General features: G+C 64.2%; 20 protein-coding genes. 10 read left to right on the top strand and 10 right to left on the bottom strand.

Annotation, left to right across the window (positions count from 1 at the left end):
* Genes bcsQ through bcsE form a run of 5 tightly spaced genes read right to left on the bottom strand, consistent with a single transcriptional unit; the run spans nt 1 to nt 4,309 of the window.
* Nucleotides 1–735: a cellulose biosynthesis protein BcsQ gene (gene bcsQ / locus BHD08_RS12920; protein WP_125022696.1), complete on the bottom strand. Its 735-nt coding sequence runs from the start codon at nt 733–735 to the stop codon at nt 1–3.
* The gene (gene bcsR, locus BHD08_RS12915) at nt 732–965 is read right to left on the bottom strand and encodes a cellulose biosynthesis protein BcsR (RefSeq protein WP_125022694.1); all 234 of its coding nucleotides are present in this window, start codon (nt 963–965) and stop codon (nt 732–734) included. The genes bcsQ and bcsR overlap by 4 nt, the downstream gene beginning before the upstream one ends.
* A 7-nt stretch (nt 966–972) precedes the next feature.
* The gene (gene bcsG, locus BHD08_RS12910) at nt 973–2,598 is read right to left on the bottom strand and encodes a cellulose biosynthesis protein BcsG (protein WP_125022691.1); all 1,626 of its coding nucleotides are present in this window, start codon (nt 2,596–2,598) and stop codon (nt 973–975) included.
* Nucleotides 2,595–2,777 (bottom strand): cellulose biosynthesis protein BcsF, encoded by a 183-nt coding sequence (gene bcsF, locus BHD08_RS12905; protein WP_125022689.1) that lies wholly within the window; start codon nt 2,775–2,777, stop codon nt 2,595–2,597. The genes bcsG and bcsF overlap by 4 nt, the downstream gene beginning before the upstream one ends.
* A complete protein-coding gene (gene bcsE, locus BHD08_RS12900) occupies nt 2,774–4,309 on the bottom strand; it encodes a cellulose biosynthesis protein BcsE (protein WP_125022687.1) in 1,536 nt (511 codons plus the stop codon). Before bcsE ends, bcsF begins: the two co-directional genes overlap by 4 nt.
* A 215-nt stretch (nt 4,310–4,524) precedes the next feature.
* Between bcsE and BHD08_RS12895 the strand changes: the two genes are divergently transcribed.
* The 3 genes from BHD08_RS12895 to BHD08_RS12885 all read left to right on the top strand — a co-directional run bounded on the left by BHD08_RS12895 (nt 4,525) and on the right by BHD08_RS12885 (nt 7,168).
* Nucleotides 4,525–4,911 (top strand): diacylglycerol kinase, encoded by a 387-nt coding sequence (locus tag BHD08_RS12895; RefSeq protein ID WP_125022685.1) that lies wholly within the window; start codon nt 4,525–4,527, stop codon nt 4,909–4,911.
* Between the two features lie 114 nt (nt 4,912–5,025).
* Nucleotides 5,026–5,760, top strand: a complete 735-nt coding sequence (gene ompR, locus BHD08_RS12890) for a two-component system response regulator OmpR (protein WP_015278646.1) — start codon at nt 5,026–5,028, stop codon at nt 5,758–5,760.
* 76 nt (nt 5,761–5,836) lie between these two features.
* Nucleotides 5,837–7,168: an ATP-binding protein gene (locus tag BHD08_RS12885; protein WP_015278645.1), complete on the top strand. Its 1,332-nt coding sequence runs from the start codon at nt 5,837–5,839 to the stop codon at nt 7,166–7,168.
* Between the two features lie 21 nt (nt 7,169–7,189).
* Here BHD08_RS12885 and rimK read toward each other — a convergent pair whose 3' ends face one another.
* Nucleotides 7,190–8,095: a 30S ribosomal protein S6--L-glutamate ligase gene (gene rimK, locus BHD08_RS12880; protein WP_015278644.1), complete on the bottom strand. Its 906-nt coding sequence runs from the start codon at nt 8,093–8,095 to the stop codon at nt 7,190–7,192.
* Nucleotides 8,092–8,559, bottom strand: a complete 468-nt coding sequence (locus tag BHD08_RS12875; protein ID WP_015278643.1) for an ATP-dependent zinc protease — start codon at nt 8,557–8,559, stop codon at nt 8,092–8,094. Before BHD08_RS12875 ends, rimK begins: the two co-directional genes overlap by 4 nt.
* A 101-nt stretch (nt 8,560–8,660) precedes the next feature.
* Between BHD08_RS12875 and BHD08_RS12870 the strand changes: the two genes are divergently transcribed.
* Complete coding sequence (locus tag BHD08_RS12870; protein ID WP_015278642.1) at nt 8,661–9,059, top strand: RNA-binding S4 domain-containing protein; 399 nt, start codon at nt 8,661–8,663, stop codon at nt 9,057–9,059.
* Here the strand turns inward: BHD08_RS12870 and BHD08_RS12865 are convergent.
* Nucleotides 9,056–9,847, bottom strand: a complete 792-nt coding sequence (locus BHD08_RS12865) for a phosphatase PAP2 family protein (RefSeq protein ID WP_015278641.1) — start codon at nt 9,845–9,847, stop codon at nt 9,056–9,058. The genes BHD08_RS12870 and BHD08_RS12865 overlap by 4 nt on opposite strands.
* A 196-nt stretch (nt 9,848–10,043) precedes the next feature.
* Here BHD08_RS12865 and hslO point away from each other — a divergent pair, with 196 nt between their 5' ends.
* The 3 genes from hslO to BHD08_RS12850 all read left to right on the top strand — a co-directional run bounded on the left by hslO (nt 10,044) and on the right by BHD08_RS12850 (nt 13,459).
* Entirely contained in the window at nt 10,044–10,931 is an 888-nt protein-coding gene (gene hslO, locus BHD08_RS12860) for an Hsp33 family molecular chaperone HslO (RefSeq protein ID WP_015278640.1), read from the top strand.
* Nucleotides 10,932–11,145: 214 nt separating this feature from the next.
* Nucleotides 11,146–12,690 carry a phosphoenolpyruvate carboxykinase gene (locus BHD08_RS12855; protein WP_015278639.1) on the top strand — a complete coding sequence of 515 codons (1,545 nt, stop codon included), beginning with the start codon at nt 11,146–11,148 and terminating at the stop codon, nt 12,688–12,690.
* A gap of 166 nt (nt 12,691–12,856) precedes the next feature.
* The gene (locus tag BHD08_RS12850) at nt 12,857–13,459 is read left to right on the top strand and encodes a nitroreductase family protein (protein WP_015278638.1); all 603 of its coding nucleotides are present in this window, start codon (nt 12,857–12,859) and stop codon (nt 13,457–13,459) included.
* Nucleotides 13,460–13,549: 90 nt separating this feature from the next.
* On the opposite strand, the gene BHD08_RS12845 is transcribed toward BHD08_RS12850, so the two are convergent.
* Nucleotides 13,550–13,792: a DUF2790 domain-containing protein gene (locus BHD08_RS12845; protein WP_015278637.1), complete on the bottom strand. Its 243-nt coding sequence runs from the start codon at nt 13,790–13,792 to the stop codon at nt 13,550–13,552.
* A 300-nt stretch (nt 13,793–14,092) separates the two neighbouring features.
* Between BHD08_RS12845 and BHD08_RS12840 the strand changes: the two genes are divergently transcribed.
* Nucleotides 14,093–16,018, top strand: a complete 1,926-nt coding sequence (locus tag BHD08_RS12840; protein ID WP_015278636.1) for an ATP-dependent DNA helicase RecQ — start codon at nt 14,093–14,095, stop codon at nt 16,016–16,018.
* An 8-nt stretch (nt 16,019–16,026) separates the two neighbouring features.
* Here the strand turns inward: BHD08_RS12840 and BHD08_RS12835 are convergent, their stop codons facing one another.
* Nucleotides 16,027–18,048: an FIST N-terminal domain-containing protein gene (locus tag BHD08_RS12835; protein WP_015278635.1), complete on the bottom strand. Its 2,022-nt coding sequence runs from the start codon at nt 18,046–18,048 to the stop codon at nt 16,027–16,029.
* 366 nt (nt 18,049–18,414) lie between these two features.
* Here BHD08_RS12835 and BHD08_RS12830 point away from each other — a divergent pair, with 366 nt between their 5' ends.
* Together BHD08_RS12830 and BHD08_RS12825 are read left to right on the top strand one after the other, a co-directional pair.
* Complete coding sequence (locus tag BHD08_RS12830) at nt 18,415–19,332, top strand: aldo/keto reductase (RefSeq protein WP_015278634.1); 918 nt, start codon at nt 18,415–18,417, stop codon at nt 19,330–19,332.
* Nucleotides 19,333–19,363: 31 nt separating this feature from the next.
* Entirely contained in the window at nt 19,364–20,674 is a 1,311-nt protein-coding gene (locus BHD08_RS12825; RefSeq protein WP_015278633.1) for an NTP/NDP exchange transporter, read from the top strand.
* The last annotated feature ends 25 nt before the right edge of the window (nt 20,675–20,699 follow it).

The following is a 20,699-nucleotide window of genomic DNA, read 5'->3' as shown; positions in this document are numbered from 1 at the left end:
TCAGCACTTCGCTCGCTGGGCCAGACACCATAGCGCCAGGCTGCGCAGGTCGCTGGCGGCGAGGCTTTTCGGTGCGTAATGACCTATCGGCAGCTTGTGCGCCAGGGCTTCCGGCAGCGCTTCGTCTTCGTGGATCAGGTGCGGTTGCCGGTTGCTCTTGGGCTGGCTGCGCCAGAGCAGCAGCAGATCGCGCTGCAGCTGGCTGGCCGGATTGAAGCGGTTGATCAGCAGGAGATCCGCATCCGGGCGTGGGCGCTGTTGCAGCAGCACGTGGCACCCGGGGTCGGGTGTAGCCAGATCGATCAGCACGTCGGCCCGATTCGCTTCCGACACAACTGCGCGATGGCCCGGCAGCCGCTGCGGCAGGTCGAACAGCACCCAGTCGTAGTTGTGTGCCACCAAGCCACAACGCTGCGCCCAGCAGGTCGAATCCACGCAGAGCTGGCCTTCAATCCGGGAAATCTCCGCCCCGCCAAGCTCGCCGTACGGCAACAGGTGCAGGTCCGGAAGCAGTTCCAGGGCGGTCTCGTGCCAGGGCGCTGCCTTCAATTGCGCGCGTGCCCAGCCGGCGGCGTGCGCAACGTCGACATTGAAATGCAGGCGCAGCATGTTGTCCGGGCTGAGATCGACCAGCAGTACCCGCTCGCCCTGTTCATGCAGGGCGATGCCGAGGCCGGCCAGCAGCGAGGTGGCGCCGATTCCGCCGCGCACGCCGCGCAGCACGAGCTGCTTCATGCCGGACGCCTGCTGGCCACGGCCACACTGGCGTTCTCGAGCGAGACGCTGTCGAGCGCGCTGTTCAGGTGCGCAACGACGGAAAGCTCGCTCAGCAGCGGCCAGCGCTGAACGGCCTTGTCCAGTGCCAGCGACGCGGAGATGTCCTGATAGTCGAGCTTCGGCATGCCCAGGTGGCGTTTCAGGTTGTCGACATCGTCTTGTTGCGACGGCAGGACCAGCGATTCCATAAGCGAGCTACTCGAACCGGTTTGGATAAGGAAGCCAGATGGTCTGGCCGCTGAGACGTACGTACGGTTTTCCTGCGCGCTCGATCACCTGTGCGCCGGCCGTTTCGGAGACCAGCTCGGTCTGCGGCAGGTCAGCTACCAGCGCGTCCAGGTCTGGGGTGCTGCCCTGCTGACGGGCGGCGTAGAGCCGGGAAACCAGCTCGGAAAGCGCGAGGAAGCTCGTTGGCTGCTGGATGTGCAGGGGCTGCGTGCCGTGGGGGGCGTCCATCCCGATCAGTTTCAGGCCGACGGGCACCTGGGTGATCGATGGCCGGGGGATCTCGCGCATGCCGGCGATCTGCATGCGGTCACCATGCAACGCCGCTCCGTGTTCGGGTACCAGCAGCAAGGCGACCGGCCGACCGCTGCGCTCCAGCTCGTCGATGAAACGGTTGAGGTCATCCAGCAGGCGCTGTGCGCGGGGCCGGTACGCCGCCGATTGGGCATTGCCATCCGCTCCGACGATGCGGTTCCCGTCGTGCAGGCTGATGCTGTTGTAGAAGAGGCTGACCTGGGGTTCCGGCAATGCCTGACGGCGCTGCCACCAGCCGTTGAGCACGTCGAAATCCCCGGCGATCGGCGAGCCGTCGAAGCCTGCCAGCGCACGCGCGAATTTCTGGCTTGCCAGCACCGGCTGGGGCATGCCCTGGGCTTCGATTTCACCGGCGAAGCCGTCGAACTTGCCGTTGTGGTTCATCAGGGTTTCGGCGTGGAAACCCAGGTTGGCCAGGTTCTGGAACAGCAGGCATTGTTCCGGCGCGGGTTCGTACAGGGCCTGGTGTCGGGGCTGACCGCAGCTGGCGCGCAGCAGCCGGATAGCTGCCGGCCCGCTGTAGGAGGTGGCGGAGTTGAAGCGGTCGAAGATGACGTCCATGCGTTTGAGCAGAGCGTTGTCGCGCAACTCGACCGCGTCCAGGTCGTCCCAGGCCAACGAGCAGACATTGATGAACAGCACGTCGAACGCCGCGGTTTGCTCGCTGCGCAGGGGGAACTGCGTCTGCCGCGTGGCCTCGGTGCGGAAAAAATTCTCCAGCCAGGTATCCAGCGCCACGTTGTCCTGAACCGGCGGCGCGTCGTTGCCTTGTGCGGACGCCACGGCGGGGGCGGCGTCTGCGCGCGGTGGTGATGCTAGCAGCGGAATGCTGCCCAGGTTCAGCCAGATCAGGCCGGCCAGGCAGATCGTGGACAGGCGAATCCAGTTCGCCATGTAGCTGTAGCCAATCACCAGCAAGGCGCAAAGGCCGAGCACGGTCCAGTCGACGAAGCGTCCGGCTAGCTCCACGAGATAGGCGGGGGAAAAATCCAGCACCCCCGGTTGCGCCAGCAACCGGTCGAACGGGGGGAGCCAGGTGTCGTGGTACAGCAGCGCGATACCCACGGGAATCGCGATCAGCTGCCGCACGACGCGCCACGGGGAGCCCGGAACGGGCGCGACCAGAAACGCCGCGAACACCAGATTCGGCAGTGCCTGGAAATTCAGCAGGCCAAGGCCCAGCAACAGGAACTTCAGCAGGAAATACAGATTCCACACACCCAGGCCCGGCCAGCGGGTAACCGGGGGCGCGGGTACGATCAGCCGCTCCGGCGCATTCATGGCAAGTCTCCCGATCCAGTGGAACGACGGCGTATCGCTGCCCTTTTCAGGTAGCGGGGCGGAAGCATTCGATCGAATGCACGCAGCGCCGTGGGGCCGTACCGGGTCAGCAACCAGCCGATACCGATGCCGATCGCCAGGAACAGACTGGCGACCTCGAGGAGCTGCTCGAGCGTCATGGATGCGTCACCAGCGAAAGGGTCAGGGGGCGTGGTTGAAGCTGTCGACCCGGCGCCGGTTCGTTGACAAGCGTCTCGTTGCCGGGCAATGACAAGCTTTCGCCATGGAAACCGGGGCTGGACAGAGGCTCGAGATCTGCCAGCTGTTCGAGGCCAAGGAACAGCTCCTGCCAGGTGACGCCAAAGATGTTGTCCAGCGCCGCCTCGAGCGACTCAGCGCGGCAGGCGAAAAGAAAAAGATACAGCGCTTTGTCGACGATGCAGGCGATGTCGCCGTTACGCCGCAGATGAGCCTGGCCAAGCACCTGCTCCAGGCTCAGGCCGGGTACGGGTTGCAGCCGAACCAGCTGATGGATGATCTCGCCCGTTGCGCTGCCGAGCCACATTTCCCGGGCGGCTTCGGCGAAGCTGCGAGGGCTCAGCTGGCCACGCAGGGGTAGCGGTTTTAGCTTGTCGAGGCTGGCGTCAATGTCGCTGAGCTGGCGCTGCCAGATATGCCCCTGAGCGCTCTCGATCATCGTCAGGAAGCGCGGCAAAGAAGTACCGAAAGGAACGACCAGCGACGCGCCGCCAGCCAGCAGCAGCTGTTCGTCCCGATAGCGCAGGCAGGGCGCCGTTTCCCGGATGACCAGCTTCAGTTGGTTGCCGCAGGTACGACGCAACCGATTGAGCTGATGGGCCAGCTCGTCGACCTGCTCGTTATCGGTGATCGCGAAGATGATGCTCGCTGCCCTGGCGGTTTCGGCATGCGCCAGTAGGGCCGCTCTGCTCTCGAACAGGCGCCACTGCGTGGATAGGTTGTGCACCCCTTCCAGCACGCTGCGTTCCGCATAGAAACGTCCCTGATCGGGGTGCTCGAGCACCTCGCCGAGCTCTCCGCCCGATAACTGGAACCCGTCCGTCTGGTGGCGGAGGGCGAATTGGCGGGCACTGGTCATCCCGCGCTCGCTTTGCCAGTGATGCATATACAGACGGGTCCCGGACGGCGTCTGAGTAAGCGAGGCGAAACCGGCCAGGCAATGGCTGAGTCGGAGCAAGCGCTCGCTCAGGGCGTCGCTGACACCGTCGCTGACGATCAGCAGTGTCGCGCGACGCTCGAGCAGCCAGGCGCCGATCTGCGTCAGCCAGCTTGAGAGGCGCGGCCCTGCAAGGCGCTCCCAGGCCTGGATGGGAAGGTTGAGCAGGATGTACCGGGCGCGCATGTTGCCCGAGCGATCCAGTTCGGAATCCAGGCGCTGCAGCGTCGCTTCGAAGTGGCCCGGCGTCAGGGTCAGAACCAACAGTTCGCCAGGGCCCGCGTCAGCCGGCAGATCGGCCAGGACGTGTTGCTGACGGCCAGCATCCGCTATCATCGCGGCCCGCTTGCTGGCTTCCATGTTCCCGATGGCTTGCCGGGTCAGCAGTGCCGCATCGCTCGCTTTTTCCGCCATGATCCAATGCAGGCGTCCTTCATTGAGCGCGAAAATCGGCCATTCGATACCGTCCAGTCCGAGCGGGGTCGGGAGCTGCCGGTTTGGGCGAAAGAGAAGCAAGAGTCACCTACGGTGGTTTCGGGCGCGACCTGTAGCGTCCTGAACAGTGTTTCGGCTAGGCGCTTGCACGCTTTAAACCGCCACACGACTGTTCGTCGGAAACCGAATCGTCCTTGATTGATATCAATATGATATCAAGAATGTCCAGCATTCGACAGTGGGTGTCGATGACCGGTCATGAGCCGGATGGGCAGTTCCTAACGAGCGGGTGAGAGATGAAAGTCGAAGCGACCAACGAGGCGTCTGCCTTCAAGAGCAAGCCAGGTTTCGGACGCATCGCCAAGGCGGTCGGCTATTCCTTTGCCGGCCTCGCCGCGGCCTGGCGGCATGAAGCGGCCTTTCGTCAGCTGGCTCTGCTTGCCTGCGTGCTCATACCCGTCGCCTTCATGGCTGGCAGCACGCCTGTGGAGCGCGCCCTGCTGGTCCTGCCGGTGCTGATGTCGCTCGCCATCGAGCTGGTCAATTCTGCCATTGAGGCGGTGGTCGATCGGGTGTCGCTGGAAATCCATCCCCTGTCCAAACGCGCGAAGGATCTGGGCAGTGCGGCTCAGCTTGTCGGACTGGTTTCCATTGCCGTCGTCTGGCTTGCCGTGCTGCTCTGAAGCCTGCGAGGCGCCCGGAGCGAGACGGTTGCGAGAAAAATCTGCTAACAATGGCTCGCAGTAGGGCCGATCCACACTGCGCAATAATGCGCCGTCGACCATCCGGGAGTTCCCATGAGCAGCACTGCGCAAGCCAACGAAGGCGAAAAGATCCTCATCGTCGATGACGATGCCCGTCTGCGGCGTCTGCTCGAGCGTTTTCTCGATGAGCAGGGTTACCGCGTCCGTACCGTGGAAAACACCGAGCAGATGGACCGCCTGCTCAGCCGCGAGCTGTTCCAGTTGGTGGTGCTCGATCTGATGATGCCGGGCGAGGACGGTTTGTCCGCCTGCCGTCGGTTGCGCGAGGGCAACAATCAGATCCCGATCATCATGCTCACCGCCAAGGGCGACGAAGCCAGCCGTATTCAGGGGCTGGAGCAGGGCGCCGATGATTACCTGGCCAAGCCGTTCAACCCTCGCGAGCTGCTGGCGCGCATCCGTGCGGTGCTGCGTCGGCAGGCGCCGCAGGTGCCCGGCGCGCCGGCCAGCGAAGACGAGACCGTCACCTTCGGCGAGTACGAGCTGTCGCTGGCCACCCGCGAACTGAAGAAGGGCAACGAGGTGCACATGCTCACCACCGGCGAGTTCGCCGTGCTCAAGGCGCTGGTGCAGCACGCCCGTGAGCCGCTGACCCGGGACAAGCTGATGAATCTTGCCCGTGGCCGCGAGTGGGATGCGCTGGAGCGTTCTATCGACGTGCAGATTTCCCGCCTGCGCCGGCTGATCGAGCCGGACCCGTCCAAGCCGCGCTACATCCAGACCGTCTGGGGTGTCGGCTACGTGTTCGTGCCGGACGGCAACAAGTGAGTCGACCACGGCATGTCGCAGGCTCCGGGCGCGTTCGGCGCCTTGCCCGCAGCCTGAGGCGTGCCGCGGCTTTTTCATGAAGACTCCGCTCTGGTTCCCACAAAGCTTCTTCGCCCGCACCCTGTGGATGGTGCTGATCGTGGTGCTGTTCTCCAAGGTCCTGACGCTGGTCTATCTGATGACCAACGAGGACGTGCTGGTGGACCGCCAGTACAGCCACGGCGCGGCGCTGACGCTGCGCGCCTACTGGGCCGCCGATCTCGAGGACCGCGATCGCATCGGCCGCGCCGCCGGCCTGCTGCCGGTGGCCGAGCAGAACGTGCCGCGCAGCGAATATCACTGGCCCTACACCGAAATCTTCCAGCGGCAGATGCGCGACGAGCTGGGCGACGACACCGAGGTGCGCGTGCGTATCCAGCCATCCACGGCGATCTGGGTGCGCGCGCCAAACCTCGGCCCGGACTGGGTGCAGGTGCCGCTCTATGCCTATCCGCTGCGCGGCCAGCGCATCTGGAGCGTGCTCGGCTGGTTCCTCGGTATCGGCCTGCTGTCCACCGGCGCGGCCTGGATCTTCGTCAGCCAGCTCAACCTGCCGCTCAAGCGGCTGGTCTTCGCTGCACGGCAGATCGGCAAGGGCCGACGGGTGCGGCTGCCGATCAGTGACACGCCGAGCGAGATGACCGAGGTCTATCGCGCCTTCAACCAGATGGCCGAGGACGTCGAGCAGGCCGGCCGCGAGCGCGAGCTGATGCTCGCCGGCGTGTCCCACGACCTGCGCACGCCGCTGACGCGCTTGCGCCTGTCGCTGGAGCTGATGAGCAGCGACGACGAGCTGACCGAGGACATGATCCGCGATGTCGAGGATATGAACGCCATCCTCGACCAGTTCCTCGCCTTCGTGCGCGACGGCAGCGACGAGCCGGTGGAAACCACCGACCTCGGCGAGCTGATCCGCGAAGTGGTGGCACCCTACAATCAGCAGCAGGAAACCGTGCGGCTGTGCGTCGAGCCGATGCCGCCGTTCGCCCTGCGCCGGGTGTCGATCAAGCGTCTGCTGGTCAATCTGATCGAGAACGCCCTGCGCTACGCCGGTGGTGGGGTGGAGGTGGCAGCCTATGTCTCTGGCGACCAGCACGCGCCGTACGTGGTGCTCAGCGTGCTGGACCGCGGCCCGGGGGTCGATCCGGCCGAGCTGGAAGGCATCTTCAATCCTTTCATTCGCGGCGATCGTGCCCGTGGCGGGCAGGGCGCCGGGCTGGGGTTGGCGATCGTCAAGCGCATCGCCTCGCAGCACGGCGGCATCGTCGAACTGCGCAACCGCGAGGGCGGCGGTCTGGAGGCCCGGGTCAGCCTGCCGCTGGGCTTGCTGTTGCCGCGCGATGCGGTGCAGGGCAAGCCGGCGGAATAGCCGGCTCTCAGGGCTGCTCGATCAGCCCTTGCCCTTGGTGCGGGTCAGGTGCGGGCCGCCGTTCTTTTCCAGGTACTGGATGATCAGCCCGGCGACGTCCTTGCCGGTGGTTTCCTCGATGCCGGCCAGGCCCGGCGAGGAGTTCACTTCCATCACCAGCGGGCCGTGGTTGGAACGCAGGATGTCGACGCCGGCGACGTTCAGGCCCATCACCTTGGCCGCGCGGATGGCGGTCATGCGTTCTTCCGGGGTGATCTTGATCAGGCTGGCGGAGCCCCCGCGGTGCAGGTTGGAGCGGAATTCGCCGGGCTTGGCCTGGCGTTTCATCGCGGCGATGACCTTGTCGCCGACCACGAAGCAGCGGATATCGGCGCCGCCGGCTTCCTTGATGTACTCCTGCACCATGATGTCCTGCTTCAGGCCCATGAACGCTTCGATCACCGACTCGGCGGCTTTCTCGGTTTCGCAGAGCACCACGCCGATGCCCTGGGTGCCTTCGAGCACCTTGATCACCAGCGGCGCGCCATTGACCATGCGGATCAGGTCGGGGATGTCATCCGGCGAGTGGGCGAAGCCGGTCACCGGCAGACCGACGCCACGTCGCGATAGCAATTGCAGCGCGCGCAGCTTGTCGCGCGAGCGAGCGATGGCGACCGATTCGTTGAGCGGGAACACACCCTGCATCTCGAACTGGCGCAGTACGGCGCAGCCATAGAAGGTCACCGAGGCGCCGATGCGCGGGATCACCGCGTCGAAGCCCTCCAGCGGCTTGCCGCGGTAGTGGATCTGCGGCTTGTGGCTGGCAATGTTCATGTACGCGCGCAGCGTATCGATCACCACCACCTCATGGCCCCGTTGCTGACCGGCTTCGACCAGGCGTCGGGTGGAATACAGGCGCGGATTGCGCGACAGCACGGCGATTTTCATTGGGCACCGGAGGAAGTGAGGATCTGGGGTTTGTCCTGGATATAGGTTCGCGACGGATCGATCAGCCATTGCCCGTCGATCAGTGCCTTCGAGCCGAGCAGCAGCCGGTAGCGCATGGTCTTGCGGCAGGTGAGGGTGAACTCCACCGGCCACACGTGGCTGCCGAGCGCCAGCAAAGTGCGCACCACGTAGCGTGTCTGCACCTGGCCGTTGGAACTCTTGATCAGCTTGCGGGTGACCAGCGGCGCCTCGCAGCGATGACGGCGCTGCACCAGCGTGCCCAGATGCGCGGTGAAGCGAACCCAGCGCTGCCCGTCGCGTTCGAATTCGCTGATCTCGGTAGCATGCAGTGCCGAGGTACTGGCGCCGGTATCGACCTTCGCGCGCAGGCCCACCACACCGAGATCCGGCAGGGCGATCCACTCACGCAGACCGATCACGGTATGGGGGTCGAGTCTCTTCAATGGGAGCGTCCGAAGATTTTGCCGGCATTCTAGTCGGCGCGCATGACATCTGCATCCGTCTGTAACACCCTAGAACGACGTGTAGGAGATAGAGCTGGACGATGGCTGAAAAAGACGACGACAAGGTGCGCCTGGACAAGTGGTTGTGGGCCGCGCGCTTCTTCAAGACCCGCGCCTTGGCCAAGGCTGCCATCGAGGGTGGCAAGGTGCACTGTCGCGGCGAGCGCTGCAAGCCCAGCAAGGAGCCCAAGCTAGGCGACGAGCTGGTGATTCGCATCGGTTTTGACGAGCGCACGGTGGTCATTCGTGCGCTGTCCGCTGTTCGCCGCGGCGCGCCCGAGGCGCAGACGCTCTATGAGGAAACGCCACAAAGCCTGGCGGCGCGCGAGAACGCGGCGGCCCAGCGCAAGGCAGGTGCGCTGGGCATGCAGACGGATGGCCGGCCGAGCAAGAAGCAGCGCCGGCAGATCCAGCTGCTGCGCGACTTCAAACCTGGCTAGTCACGCAGCACAGCCATCCGTCGTAGCAGCGGTAGTTTGCCGGCAAGCTGCATCGGCGGACGGACGATCCATTGCAGCAGTGCCGCGATGTGCGCGGCGACCGGCGTGCAGTAACCCCAGCCGAGTGCCAGCGCGGCGATCAGCAGGCCGCCGACGAAGTCATCGCTGAACCAGTGCGCGCCGGCGACCAGGCGCGGCAGCATGAACAGCAGCGTGACGCCTAGTATCACGGCCAGCCGGCTGCCACGGGCGAACAGCGCCATGAACAGCCCCCAGATCAGCAACACCGAGGCGTGGTCGCCAGGGAAGCTGCGGCTGGAGCGATCCTTGAGCTCGAACACTCGCTCGAGCAGCGGGAAGTGATCGCTCAGGTGGTAGGCGCCAGGGATCTCGAGCGAAGGGCTGGCGTGCTGCCAGCCGAAGTGGCTGGCCAGTTTGGTCACCAGCACACGGATGACCAGCAGTACCAGCAACAAGCCGATAAAGGTGAACAGCGCCGGGCGCAGTTGGTGTTGGGCAAACAGCCAATCGCGGCGAATCAGCAAGGTCAACAGCAGCGCACCGACGAGAATGTCGAACACGCGAATACTGCTCAGCGCCCACAGCCAGTCCCACCATCCGACGGCCCCCAGCGAGCCGTTGAGCAGCCGAAACACTGCGTGGTCGACTGCATCCCATAGCGCCCGAGTGGTCGGCCATAGCCAGCTGAGCAACAGCAGCCCGGCAAATAGCTGCGAGACCAGCAATGGCAGCGGCCGCCAGCGGGCCTGCGGGGTATTCATGGACATGGCTAATTTCCACCGCGGATTTCGATGGCGCGCGATGGTAGTGCGCGTCATTGCGCCTGTCCTGGCCATCTGCCAGCCGTTCAGCCGCGGTTCAGCTTCGCCGTGTTCGGGGCAGCCACCCGGCGGCCGCCCTTGGTCCGCGCTGGCTTTGCGCCTAAAATCGCCGCTTCCTCCGCCGTTTCCTGCGAGCCCCGGCATGTCCGACCAGACCCAGCGTTTTCTCTTCGATGATTCCGATGTTCGCGGCGAGATCGCCACGCTAGACCACAGCTTCCAGCATGTCCTGGCCAAGCACAGCTACCCGGAACCCGTCGCCCAGCTGCTCGGCGAATTGCTGGCTGCCGCTGCGTTGCTGGTCGGCACGCTCAAATTCGACGGGCTGCTGATTCTCCAGGCCCGCTCCAGCGGTGCCGTGCCGCTGCTGATGGTCGAGTGTTCCAGCGCCCGTGATGTGCGCGGCATCGCCCGCTACCATGCCGAGCAGATCCAGGCGGGCGCTACCCTGGGCGAGCTGATGCCCGAAGGCATGCTGGCGATCACCGTCGACCCCGCCAATGGTCAGCGCTATCAAGGCATCGTCGATCTGGATGGCATCAATCTGGCTGAGTGCCTGACCAACTACTTCGCCACTTCCGAACAACTGCCGACGCGCTTCTGGCTGAACGCCGACAGCCGTCGCGCCTGTGGCTTGCTGTTGCAGCAGCTGCCGGCCGACCGCATCAAGGATGCCGAGGAGCGCGACGCCAGCTGGCAGCACCTGCGTACCCTGGCTGATACCCTTACCGCAGAAGAGTTGCTCGGGCTAGATGGCGAGACGGTGTTGCACCGTCTGTATCACGAAGAGCAGCTGCGTCTGTTCGATGCACTGCCGATCCGTTTCCGCTGCAGCTGTTCGCGCGAGCGTTCGGCTCGTGCATTGATCAGCCTGGGTGAGGAAGATGCGCAGCAGCTCGTCACCGAGCAGGGCGGGGCGGTGACTATCGATTGCCAGTTCTGCAACGAGAAATATACCTACGACGCCGCCGATGTGGCTCAGCTGTTCGCCGGCGGTGGCAGCGACAGCCCATCGGATACTCGTCACTGACTTCATCGGCTGCGCGGCAGTCGGCCGTTCGATACGGTGGGTAGCGAGGCGAGGATGGATCAGTAGCCAGGCAATGAACTATTTGGCCATCACGGCCTCATACCCAGCGCGGCGCATTATCTGGCATAATCGCGCGCACTTTTTTCGATGTAGTTCGCTCTTTGGCGGGCTACAACAGCATGGAGGAATCGGCCCAGGGCCGACGGGAACACTCATGACGCAAGCCACCAACGCCGTGTACACCGACATCAGCACCGCTCAACTGATTGAAGAAGCCGTCAAGCGCGGAGAGGGCGAACTGTCCGCCAATGGCTCTCTGGTGGTGAAGACCGGGCACCGCACGGGTCGTTCTCCGGCTGACCGCTTTATCGTCGAAGAGCCCAGCACCCAGCACAAGATCGCCTGGGGCCCGATCAACCGTCCGTTCCCGGCTGGCAACTTCGAAGCGCTGTGGAATCGCGTCGAAGCCTACGTCGCCGAGCGTGACAGCTTCGTTTCCCATGTCCATGTCGGCGCCGATCCCGAGCACTACCTGCCGGTCAAGATGACCACCGAGACCGCCTGGCACAACCTGTTCGGCCGTTGCCTGTTCATCACCCCCGAGCAGTTCAATCAGGCCAGCCTGAGCGAGTGGCGCATTCTCAACGCACCGTTCTTCCAGTGCGTTCCCGAGCGTGACGGCACCAATTCCGATGGCTGCGTGATCATCAACTTCGCCGAGAAGAAAGTGCTGATCGCCGGCATGCAGTACGCCGGTGAAATGAAGAAAGCCATGTTCTCCGTGCAGAACTTCCTGCTGCCGGACGTCGACGTGCTGCCGATGCACTGCGCGGCCAACATCGGCGAAGACGGCGACACCACACTGTTCTTCGGCCTGTCCGGCACCGGCAAGACCACCCTGTCGGCGGACGAAAGCCGCTACCTGATCGGTGACGACGAGCATGGCTGGGGCGTTGGCCGCGTGTTCAACATCGAGGGCGGTTGCTACGCCAAGTGCATCGATCTGTCCGAGAAGAACGAGCCGGTAATCTGGAAGGCCATCAAGTTCGGCGCCGTGCTGGAGAACGTGGTGCTCGACGAGCGTACCCGTCTGCCTGACTACGCCGATGCCAGCCTGACCCAGAACAGCCGCGCCGCCTACCCGCTGCAGCACGTCGAGAAGCGCTCCGAGAAGAACCTCGGCGGTGAGCCGAATGCGGTCATCTTCCTGACCTGCGACCTGACCGGCGTACTGCCGCCGGTGTCGATCCTGAACAACGAGCAGGCTGCCTACCACTTCCTCTCCGGCTACACCGCGCTGGTCGGCTCCACCGAGATGGGTTCGGGCAGCGGTATCAAGTCGACCTTCTCCACCTGCTTCGGCGCGCCGTTCTTCCCGCGTCCGGCTGGCGAGTATGCCGAGCTGCTGATCAAGCGTATCAACGGCTTCGGCTCCAAGGTCTACCTGGTCAACACCGGCTGGACCGGCGGTGGCTACGGCGTTGGCAAGCGCTTCAACATTCCGACCACCCGTGCGGTGATCGCTGCGATCCAGAGCGGTGCGCTGATCGGTGCCGAGACCGAGCATCTGCCGATCATCAACCTGGACGTGCCGAAGGCCGTCGCCGGCGTCGACACCCAGCTGCTGAACCCGCGCAACACCTGGGCCGACAAGAGCGCCTACGATCAGGCCGCAAAGGAACTGGCAGCCAAGTTCGTCGAGAACTTCAAGAAGTTCGACGTCTCCGACGCCATCCGCAACGCCGGCCCGCAGCTCTAAGCTGCCCGCCGCGTCCTTGAAAAAGCCGCCTTCGGGCGGCTTTTTCGTTTGCGTCAGGTGCGCCTCGGATCAAATGGGTCGATGATTCTTATCGGTTTAGGCGCATGGATTCGATCGATTGGCACCCTTAGCATGGCGCCACTGTTTTTCTATGAGGGGCACCGCCATGAATACCGAAGAAGCCATCCGCAGCCGTCGCGCCGTCAAGGCCTACGACCCGAGCTTTCAGCTGAGCCGTGAAGAAAAGGACGAGCTGCTGCAGCTGGCGCTGCTGGCACCGTCTGCCTTCAACCTGCAACACGTACGACTGGTCGAAGTTAGCGACCCGGCACTGCGTGCGCAGATTCGCGAAGTGGGCTGGAACCAGGCGCAGATGACCGACGCCTCGATGCTGGTGGTGATCTGCGCCCAGATCGATAGCTGGGAAAAGGATGTCCGCCGCGTCTGGGACGGTGCACCAAGCGAGGTGCAGGATTTCATGGCCGGCGCCATTGACGCCTATTACCGTGGCAAACCGCAGGTCCAGCGTGACGAAACCATGCGCAGCTGCGGGCTGATGGCGCAGACCTTGATGCTCGCCGCGCGGGCCAAGGGCCTCGACTCGTGCCCCATGGATGGCTTCGATTTCGATGCGGTCGGCAAACTGATCAACCTGCCAGACAACCATGTGATCGCCTTGATGGTCGCGGTGGGCAAGCGTGCCGCCGAGCCCAAGCCGCGCATCGGCAAGCTGCCATTCGATGAAGTAGTGATCCGCGATCGCTTCTGACGCTCTACCGAGTCCGACACGCGCCTGCGTTGGGCCCGGCGCCTCAGTCGCGCTCGGGCCCGCTGCGTTTCCGCCCGGCTCGGCTGGTGATCAGTTCTGATATCTGCAGGCTTCTGCCAGCGTCCGGTAAGCCAGCTTGCGCTCGGCTCCGGTCGAATCGCGATAGGTCATCACCGCGTCGGTTACTTCGCAGTACGGAGTCGGCTTGAGCTCCAGCGAAAGGACCGCGGCGACGTCCAGCTGGGTGCCGTAGGTATAGGGCGTGGCTTTGACGTCATTGGCCTGGGCGAGAGAGGAAAGCAGCAGGGCAGTGGCGATAAGGGATGTACGCATGGCAGGGCATCCTGTTCTAGTCATAGGTCCGTCCTGTTCACGTGCCTGATCACCTGATCGGGCGCGCTTGTGCTTGTTCTCAGGAGCCCGGCCATCGTAGGACTAGGTAGCCACCTAACGGTAATTGTCGATTCCAATCCTGCCGATTGACTGAAATGGCTCGCCGCTTCGCTGCGACCAGTCCTTCTCGCACGCCGATCCCGGTGTTTCCAGACGGCTGGCCCCACTTGTTGGTCGCTTTGCAGTACCGTCTCCCTCCTTTTGCTACCTTCCGGCCTCCAGTCAAAGGAGTGACTCCGCATGATCGAGCAGACCCTCGTCCAGACATTCGGCTACGACCGCTTCCGTACCGGCCAGGAGCAGGCCATTCGCGCTGTGGTGGCCGGCCGCTCGGTGGCGGCGATCTTTCCAACCGGCTCCGGAAAATCCCTGTGCTACCAGCTGCCGGCGCTGCTGTTGCCGCATCTGACCCTGGTGGTCTCACCCTTGTTGGCACTGATGCAGGACCAGCTGGCGTTCCTGCACCGGCACGGCATTGCCGCCGCCAGCATCGACTCGGCGCAGAGCCGCGAGCAGGCCAGCGAGACCATGGCGCGCGCCAAGTCCGGCGAGCTGAAGATCCTGATGATTTCGGTGGAGCGGTTGAAGAACGAGCGCTTTCGCAATTTCATCAGCCAGGTGCCGATCTCGCTGCTGGTAGTGGACGAGGCGCACTGCATCTCCGAGTGGGGGCACAACTTCCGGCCGGATTACCTCAAGCTCCCCGACTACCAGCGTCAGTTCAACATTCCCCAGGTGCTGCTGCTGACCGCCACGGCGACGCCGCCGGTGATCGCCGACATGCAGGGCAAATTCGCGATTGCCGCGGATGACGTGGTCACCACCGGCTTCTACCGGCCCAACCTCAATCTGCTGGTGGAGCCGGTCAGCGGCTTCAACAAGCAGCGCCGGCTGGTGGAATGGCTGGGCGACAAGAGCGGCCAGCCCACCATCGTCTACGTCACCCAGCAGAAGACCGCCGAACAGATTGCCGAGCACTTGGCGCAGCGCGGTTTTCCGGCCAGCGCCTATCACGCGGGTATGGCGCACGAGCTGCGCGAATCGATCCAGCGCCGCTTCATGGCCGGCGAGCTGAACTGCATCGTCGCCACCATCGCCTTCGGCATGGGCATCGACAAGGCGGACATCCGCAACGTGGTGCACTACGACCTGCCCAAGTCGGTGGAGAACTACAGCCAGGAGATCGGCCGAGCCGGGCGCGACGGACAGCCGTCCGACTGCCTGGTACTGGCCAATCGCGACAGCCTCAGCGTGCTGCAGAACTTCGTCTACGGCGATACGCCGGAGCGCGAGGGCATCCGCTGTGTGCTCGACGAGCTGCTGCAGGCCGGCGCCGGCGGGCAGTGGGAGCTGATGCTCAATCAGCTATCGGACCAGAGCAATATTCGCCAGCTGCCGCTGAAAACCCTGCTGGTGCAACTGGAGCTGCGCGGCATCATCGCGCCACGCTTCGCCTACTTCGCCGAATACCGCTTCAAGTACCTGCTCGAACCCGAGGCGCTGGTGGCGAAGTTCGAAGGCGAGCGGCGGCAGTTCGTCGAGGCCATCGTGCACAGCTCGGCGCGGGCACGGACCTGGTGCACGCTGGATTTCGACGCGCTTTATCAGCAACACGGCGCCGACCGCGCGCGGGTGGTCAAGGCGTTGGAGTACTTCCAGGAAAAGGGCTGGATCGAGCTGGAGAGCAAGCAGATGACCGAGGTCTATGCGCTGCTCGACACGGGCTTCGATGCCGAAGCTCTGAGCGCCGAGCTGCACGCCTATTTCAAGCAGCACGAAGCCAGTGAAATCACCCGCATCGACAACATGCTGGCGCTGTTCGAATCCGCCGAATGCCTGAGCCAGCGGCTGGCCGCCTATTTCGGTGATCGCCAGGCACCACAGCACTGCGGGCATTGCTCGGTCTGTCGTGGACAGGTCGCGCACCTGCCGGAACCGCCGACGCTGGCGCCACTGGATCAAACGGACCTGGCCGGCCGCTGCGTCGAATTCAGTCAGCGCTACATGCAGCTAAAGGGCAGCGCGCCCAGCACCGAATGCCTGACACGTTTTCTCTGCGGCATCAGCGTACCGGTGTTCACCAGGCTCAAGGCGCGGCAGCTCCCTGGTTTCGCCTCGCTGGAGGCCTATCCCTACGCCGAGGTTCGCGCGCGGCTGACGCGGTAGCCATCGTCTCAGCGTGCGGTCAGGCCGATCAGTCGGTCAGCGACGCCCTTGGTCTGGCGTGAGGTGCCGGCGGTGAGGTTGCTCGAATTTTCCAGCGCATCGAGCAGTCCGGTCAGCGAGCCGACACCGGCCGACTGGGTCTCGATGTGTTGCGCCACCGCCCGAATCTCGCTGGCCAGGCGGTCGATATCGGTGCCGATTTCCTCGGCGTTCTTGCCGGTGATCTCGGCCAGTTTGCGCACTTCGTCGGCGACCACCGCAAAGCCGCGGCCCATCTCGCCTGCACGCGCAGCCTCGATAGCCGCATTGAGTGCCAGCAGATTGGTCTGCCCGGCGATCTGCTGGATGGTCTGCACCACCGACTGGATGCGCTGGCTTGACTGCGCCAGATCGCGGGCGCTGCTGACCACCTCGTCGGCCTGATGGACCATCTGCTTGACCGAGCTGCCGGCCTGTTCGATGACGGTGCCCTGCTGGTTGATGTTCAGCGTCAGGTCGTCCATCGAGCCGTGCAGCTCGTTGGCGCACTGGCTCAGCTGCTCGGACATGGACTGCCGTTCATGGTCGGCCTGGGACAGCACCTGGCCAAGGTCGGCCAAACCACGGAACACCGGGCGGATGTGTTCGTCGAGGCCGTTGATGTCCACCGCGCTGCTGTAGTCCTGGCGCTTAAACTGCTCGATCTGCTTGACCACCACCTGGCTCAGGCCGGTGAGCTTCTTGATCTGCCGGCGCAGGAAGAACGCCTTGAACTCACCGTGGTAGGCGATGAAGTTGTCGGTGTATTCGTCGTGGAAGTCGTCCTTGCCGTTGGTGCGGAAGAAGAACACCGCGGTCAGCGTCTGGTTGAGATTGAGGCCGAGGATCTCGCCGAAGGTCGAGTAACCAGCCACCGGCACGTCATCGAACACTGGGTCCATGCCGCCCAGTGCTTGCTCGTTGTTCAGCCGGCGCAGGATGCAGTCGTTGAGGATGCCCACCAGCGGCTTGCCGGGCTTGTTGCGCATGAACTGCTGATAGTCACGGCGGGTGGTTTCGGCCAGCGGCGTGCGCTTGACCATGATCAGCTCCTCCCCCGGCGCGACATCGCAGAACAGGTGCACGCGCTCGTTGGCGAAGTCGATCTGCGAGATCGAACGAACAAACACCTCCTGGCCGACGCGGATGGCGAACGAGTAGTCGGCCAGCCGTTGCTCGAGCTCCTGTGGCGCACACTTGAGCGCCTCGCAGAGGGCCTGCACCATCGTGCGAATGTTGCCGCGGGCGTCGACCACCTGGCTGATGTAGCGGTCTTCCAGGGAGGCGCTGAGCACGTTCAGGCTCAGCGCCGTCGGCTCGAAGTTCTGACTCTTGAACACGCCGAAGCGCACATCGCGTGCGCACTTGAGGAAGACGATCAGCGCATGGTTCTGGTAGCTGCGCTTGCCGTCATGCAGCTGGGTTTTCTGGAAATCCAGCTTGCCACCGGCCGAGCCGCCGACGAACAGGCAGGGGAACCGCCCGGATTCGTACAGCGCCTCCATGAAGAATGATTCCGATGCGGACAGGCCGTCGAAGAAGATGTTCGCCAGGGTGTCGCGATAGTCGATCTTCATCGACACCTGCACGCGTTTGATCGAGGCGGTCAGGCGCGCGATGCGTTCGCCCATGGATAGCCGTTGGCCCTGCCCGCGAATGTCCTCGCACTCCAGCGGCACCAGGATGATCTCGGCCGCCGCGATGACGCTCGCATCGAACAGCTGTAGCACCACGCCATCCCACTGCCCGCTGGTGGCGCAATACAGCTGGCGACTCTCGCTCGAAAGCTCGCCGGCGGTACTGCACAAACTTATCGTCGCGCGCGGAAAACGCTGCCGCAGCTGCTGGGCCACCGAATCGATGTCGACATGGGGTGAGACGAAGCCGGCGATATAGGTCGGCTCGAAGCGGAGCCCGGCCAATTCTGCTGCCAGCTGCCGAGCACTGACGTGCAGACCGAGAACACCTTCGCCGGCACCGGTGCCGGCCTTGAGACGGGAAAACAGGGACATGGTCATCACTCTCATGCTGGTCGGCGGGTAGCGCAGCGTCGCGCGTGGTCTATCGGATAGAAGAGCTATCGGCAGCGACCGGCAGTGCAGCAATACCGTCTGGCGCCTTGCCGCAGGAAAGAAGACCGTAGCGAGTGTCAGCCGGCGTGACCATGCCTCAATGGTTGCTGTACGAAAGTAGGGGCTGGAGGACGCGACGCCACTGCGCAGCGCAGTCGAGTACACATGCAGCCTGCCGCGCCCCATGTCAGCAACATCAGGAAAAGGGTTAGCCGTCGCGCCCGCAACCGATTGCTGCAGCCAGGGCCATACTCGTTGGGCTCATGCCGTTAGGCTGCCCATCGACTTGGTTACAGGAGGACGCCCATGTATCGCCGTCGTCAGTTTCTGCAAGGTTCGGCCGTCTGCATGGCCATTGCGGCGCTCGGTCCGTTGTTGCCGGCGCTCAGCTTTGCCGCGCAGGGCGTGCTGAGGAGAACTATCCCCAGCAGTGGTGAGGCGCTTCCGGTCATCGGACTTGGCACCTCGATCACCCACAACACGAGCCTGGACGACCCGCAGATGGAGCGCCTGCTCGAGGTGTTGCGCGTGCTGGTCGAGGGCGGTGCCTCGCTGATCGACACCGCGCCGAGCTACGGTAATGCCGAGCGTGTCGTCGGCGAGTTGGTCAAGCGTCACAGCCAGCGCGACAAGGTCTTTCTTGCCAGCAAGGTATCGTCGACCGGGCGTGAGCGCGGCATGGCGCAGATCGAGGCGAGCTTCCAGGCACTGCAGACCGACACCATCGACCTGATCCAGGTGCACAACCTGCAGGACACCAGCACCCAGCTCGGCCTGCTGCGTGAACTCAAGCAGGAAGGGCGGGTGCGCTACATCGGCGTGACGCATTATCTGGAGTCCGCCCATGACCGTCTGCTGGAAACGCTGAAGCAGGAGCCGGTCGATTTCGTCCAGTTCAACTACTCGGTCAGCGAGCGCAACGCCGAGAAACAGTTGCTGCCGTACTGTGCCGACAACGGCATCGCCACGCTGATCAACCGGCCGTTCACCCGTGGCAACCTGCTCTCCCGCGTCAAGGACAAGCCGCTGCCGGCCTGGGCTGCGGAGATCGATGCCAGCTCATGGGCGCAGCTGCTGCTCAAGTTCATCCTCGCCGAGCCGGCGGTGACGGCGGTCATTCCAGCCACCTCGAACCCGCGCTACATGGCCGACAACCTTCTAGCGGGGCAAGGCCGGCTGCCGGATCAGCGCCAGCGGCAACTGATCGTCGAAGCGTTCCGCTGAGCCTGACCTCTAGTCAGCTGTTGGAGGGCGCATGCTCGCATCGCTAGCCACACGCGCCGCCGCCCTGATCAATGCCCGTCCCGGCGAACTGCGCGCGGCGCTGGCCGGTTTCGGCCTGTTCTTCTGCCTGTTTGCCGGCTATTTCATGCTGCGGCCGATTCGCGAGTCGATGGGCATTCAGGGCGGCGTCGAGAACCTGCAGTGGCTGTTCACCGCGACCTTCTTCGCCATGCTGGTGGCGGTGCCTCTGTTCGCCTGGCTCAACTCTCGCGTGGCGCGTATCCATTACATCGACTGGGTCTACGGCTTCTTCTGCCTCAACCTGCTGTTTTTTGCCGGATTGTTCTTCCTGCTGCGCGACAGCATCTGGCTGGCGCGCGTGTTCTACGTGTGGATATCGGTCTACAACCTGTTCGTGGTGTCGGTGGCCTGGAGCCTGATGGCCGACGTGTTTGACGCGCCCCAGGCACGCCGGCTGTTCGCTTTCATCGCGGCCGGCGCCAGCGTGGGCGGGCTGGTCGGTCCAGCGCTGAGTGCCTTGCTGGTGGGCGTACTCGGGCAGTTCGGGCTGATGCTGCTGGCCGCGCTGCTGCTGGCCGTCGCGGTGGCGATCAAGCACTACCTGATGGCGTGGCGCGAACTGCTGGGTGCCGGGCGGCCCGGTGCCGAGCATGCGGAAAGTCCGAACCGCCCGGTTGCCGGCAATCCATTCAGTGGCCTGACCCGCGTGCTGGGCTCGGGCTACCTGCTTGGCGTAGCCGCATTCGTGCTGCTGCTGACCACCGCGAGTACCTTTCTCTACTTCGAGCAGGCACGGCTGGTGGCTGAGCTGTTTCCTGATCGCGCCGAGCAGGTACGCGTGTTTGGTGCGATCGATTTCGTGGTGCAGGCCGGCGCGCTGTTATCCCAGCTGTTCATCACCGGCCGGGTCGCCCAGCGCTTGGGTGTCCGTGTGCTGCTCGCCGCGGTGCCGGCGCTGGTCTGCCTGGGCTTCATCGGCTTGGCACTGGCACCGACCTTTGCCGTACTGGCCGCGCTGATGATCGTCCGCCGCATCGGTGAGTACGCCTTCGTTCGCCCCGGTCGGGAAATGCTCTTCGCGCCGTTGGATGCCGAGAGCAAGTACAAGGCGAAGAACTTCATCGATACGGTGGTCTACCGCGGCGGCGATGCCTTGAGCGGCTGGGCCAAGAGCCTGCTCGACAGCCTCGGGCATGGCGCCTGGCTGGTTGCCCTGGTCGGTGCCATATGCGCAGCAGTGTGGGGGGCGGTGGGCTGGTTCCTCGGCGGGCGAGCGGACCTGGCCAGCAAGCGAACCGACACGACTCGTCAGGCCGCTTGATGGCACAATGCCGTCTCTTTGCTTT

Origin of the sequence: Pseudomonas sp. SCT (assembly GCF_003864275.1) — a bacterium.
GTDB lineage: Bacteria > Pseudomonadota > Gammaproteobacteria > Pseudomonadales > Pseudomonadaceae > Stutzerimonas > Stutzerimonas stutzeri_AE.
This window is presented reverse-complemented; position numbering and strand designations above follow the sequence as displayed.

What these genes read in the sequence shown, in the direction of transcription:
- BHD08_RS12830 (WP_015278634.1), top strand. Translation starts at nt 18,415, where the DNA reads ATGTATCGCCGTCGTCAGTTTCTGCAAGGTTCGGCCGTCTGCATGGCC.
- BHD08_RS12895 (WP_125022685.1), top strand. Translation starts at nt 4,525, where the DNA reads ATGAAAGTCGAAGCGACCAACGAGGCGTCTGCCTTCAAGAGCAAGCCA.
- BHD08_RS12825 (WP_015278633.1), top strand. Translation starts at nt 19,364, where the DNA reads ATGCTCGCATCGCTAGCCACACGCGCCGCCGCCCTGATCAATGCCCGT.
- bcsR (WP_125022694.1), bottom strand. Translation starts at nt 965, where the DNA reads ATGGAATCGCTGGTCCTGCCGTCGCAACAAGACGATGTCGACAACCTG.
- rimK (WP_015278644.1), bottom strand. Translation starts at nt 8,095, where the DNA reads ATGAAAATCGCCGTGCTGTCGCGCAATCCGCGCCTGTATTCCACCCGA.
- BHD08_RS12855 (WP_015278639.1), top strand. Translation starts at nt 11,146, where the DNA reads ATGACGCAAGCCACCAACGCCGTGTACACCGACATCAGCACCGCTCAA.
- BHD08_RS12885 (WP_015278645.1), top strand. Translation starts at nt 5,837, where the DNA reads ATGAAGACTCCGCTCTGGTTCCCACAAAGCTTCTTCGCCCGCACCCTG.
- BHD08_RS12845 (WP_015278637.1), bottom strand. Translation starts at nt 13,792, where the DNA reads ATGCGTACATCCCTTATCGCCACTGCCCTGCTGCTTTCCTCTCTCGCC.
- bcsF (WP_125022689.1), bottom strand. Translation starts at nt 2,777, where the DNA reads ATGACGCTCGAGCAGCTCCTCGAGGTCGCCAGTCTGTTCCTGGCGATC.
- ompR (WP_015278646.1), top strand. Translation starts at nt 5,026, where the DNA reads ATGAGCAGCACTGCGCAAGCCAACGAAGGCGAAAAGATCCTCATCGTC.
- BHD08_RS12850 (WP_015278638.1), top strand. Translation starts at nt 12,857, where the DNA reads ATGAATACCGAAGAAGCCATCCGCAGCCGTCGCGCCGTCAAGGCCTAC.
- BHD08_RS12840 (WP_015278636.1), top strand. Translation starts at nt 14,093, where the DNA reads ATGATCGAGCAGACCCTCGTCCAGACATTCGGCTACGACCGCTTCCGT.
- BHD08_RS12835 (WP_015278635.1), bottom strand. Translation starts at nt 18,048, where the DNA reads ATGTCCCTGTTTTCCCGTCTCAAGGCCGGCACCGGTGCCGGCGAAGGT.
- hslO (WP_015278640.1), top strand. Translation starts at nt 10,044, where the DNA reads ATGTCCGACCAGACCCAGCGTTTTCTCTTCGATGATTCCGATGTTCGC.
- BHD08_RS12865 (WP_015278641.1), bottom strand. Translation starts at nt 9,847, where the DNA reads ATGTCCATGAATACCCCGCAGGCCCGCTGGCGGCCGCTGCCATTGCTG.
- bcsQ (WP_125022696.1), bottom strand. Translation starts at nt 735, where the DNA reads ATGAAGCAGCTCGTGCTGCGCGGCGTGCGCGGCGGAATCGGCGCCACC.
- BHD08_RS12870 (WP_015278642.1), top strand. Translation starts at nt 8,661, where the DNA reads ATGGCTGAAAAAGACGACGACAAGGTGCGCCTGGACAAGTGGTTGTGG.
- bcsG (WP_125022691.1), bottom strand. Translation starts at nt 2,598, where the DNA reads ATGAATGCGCCGGAGCGGCTGATCGTACCCGCGCCCCCGGTTACCCGC.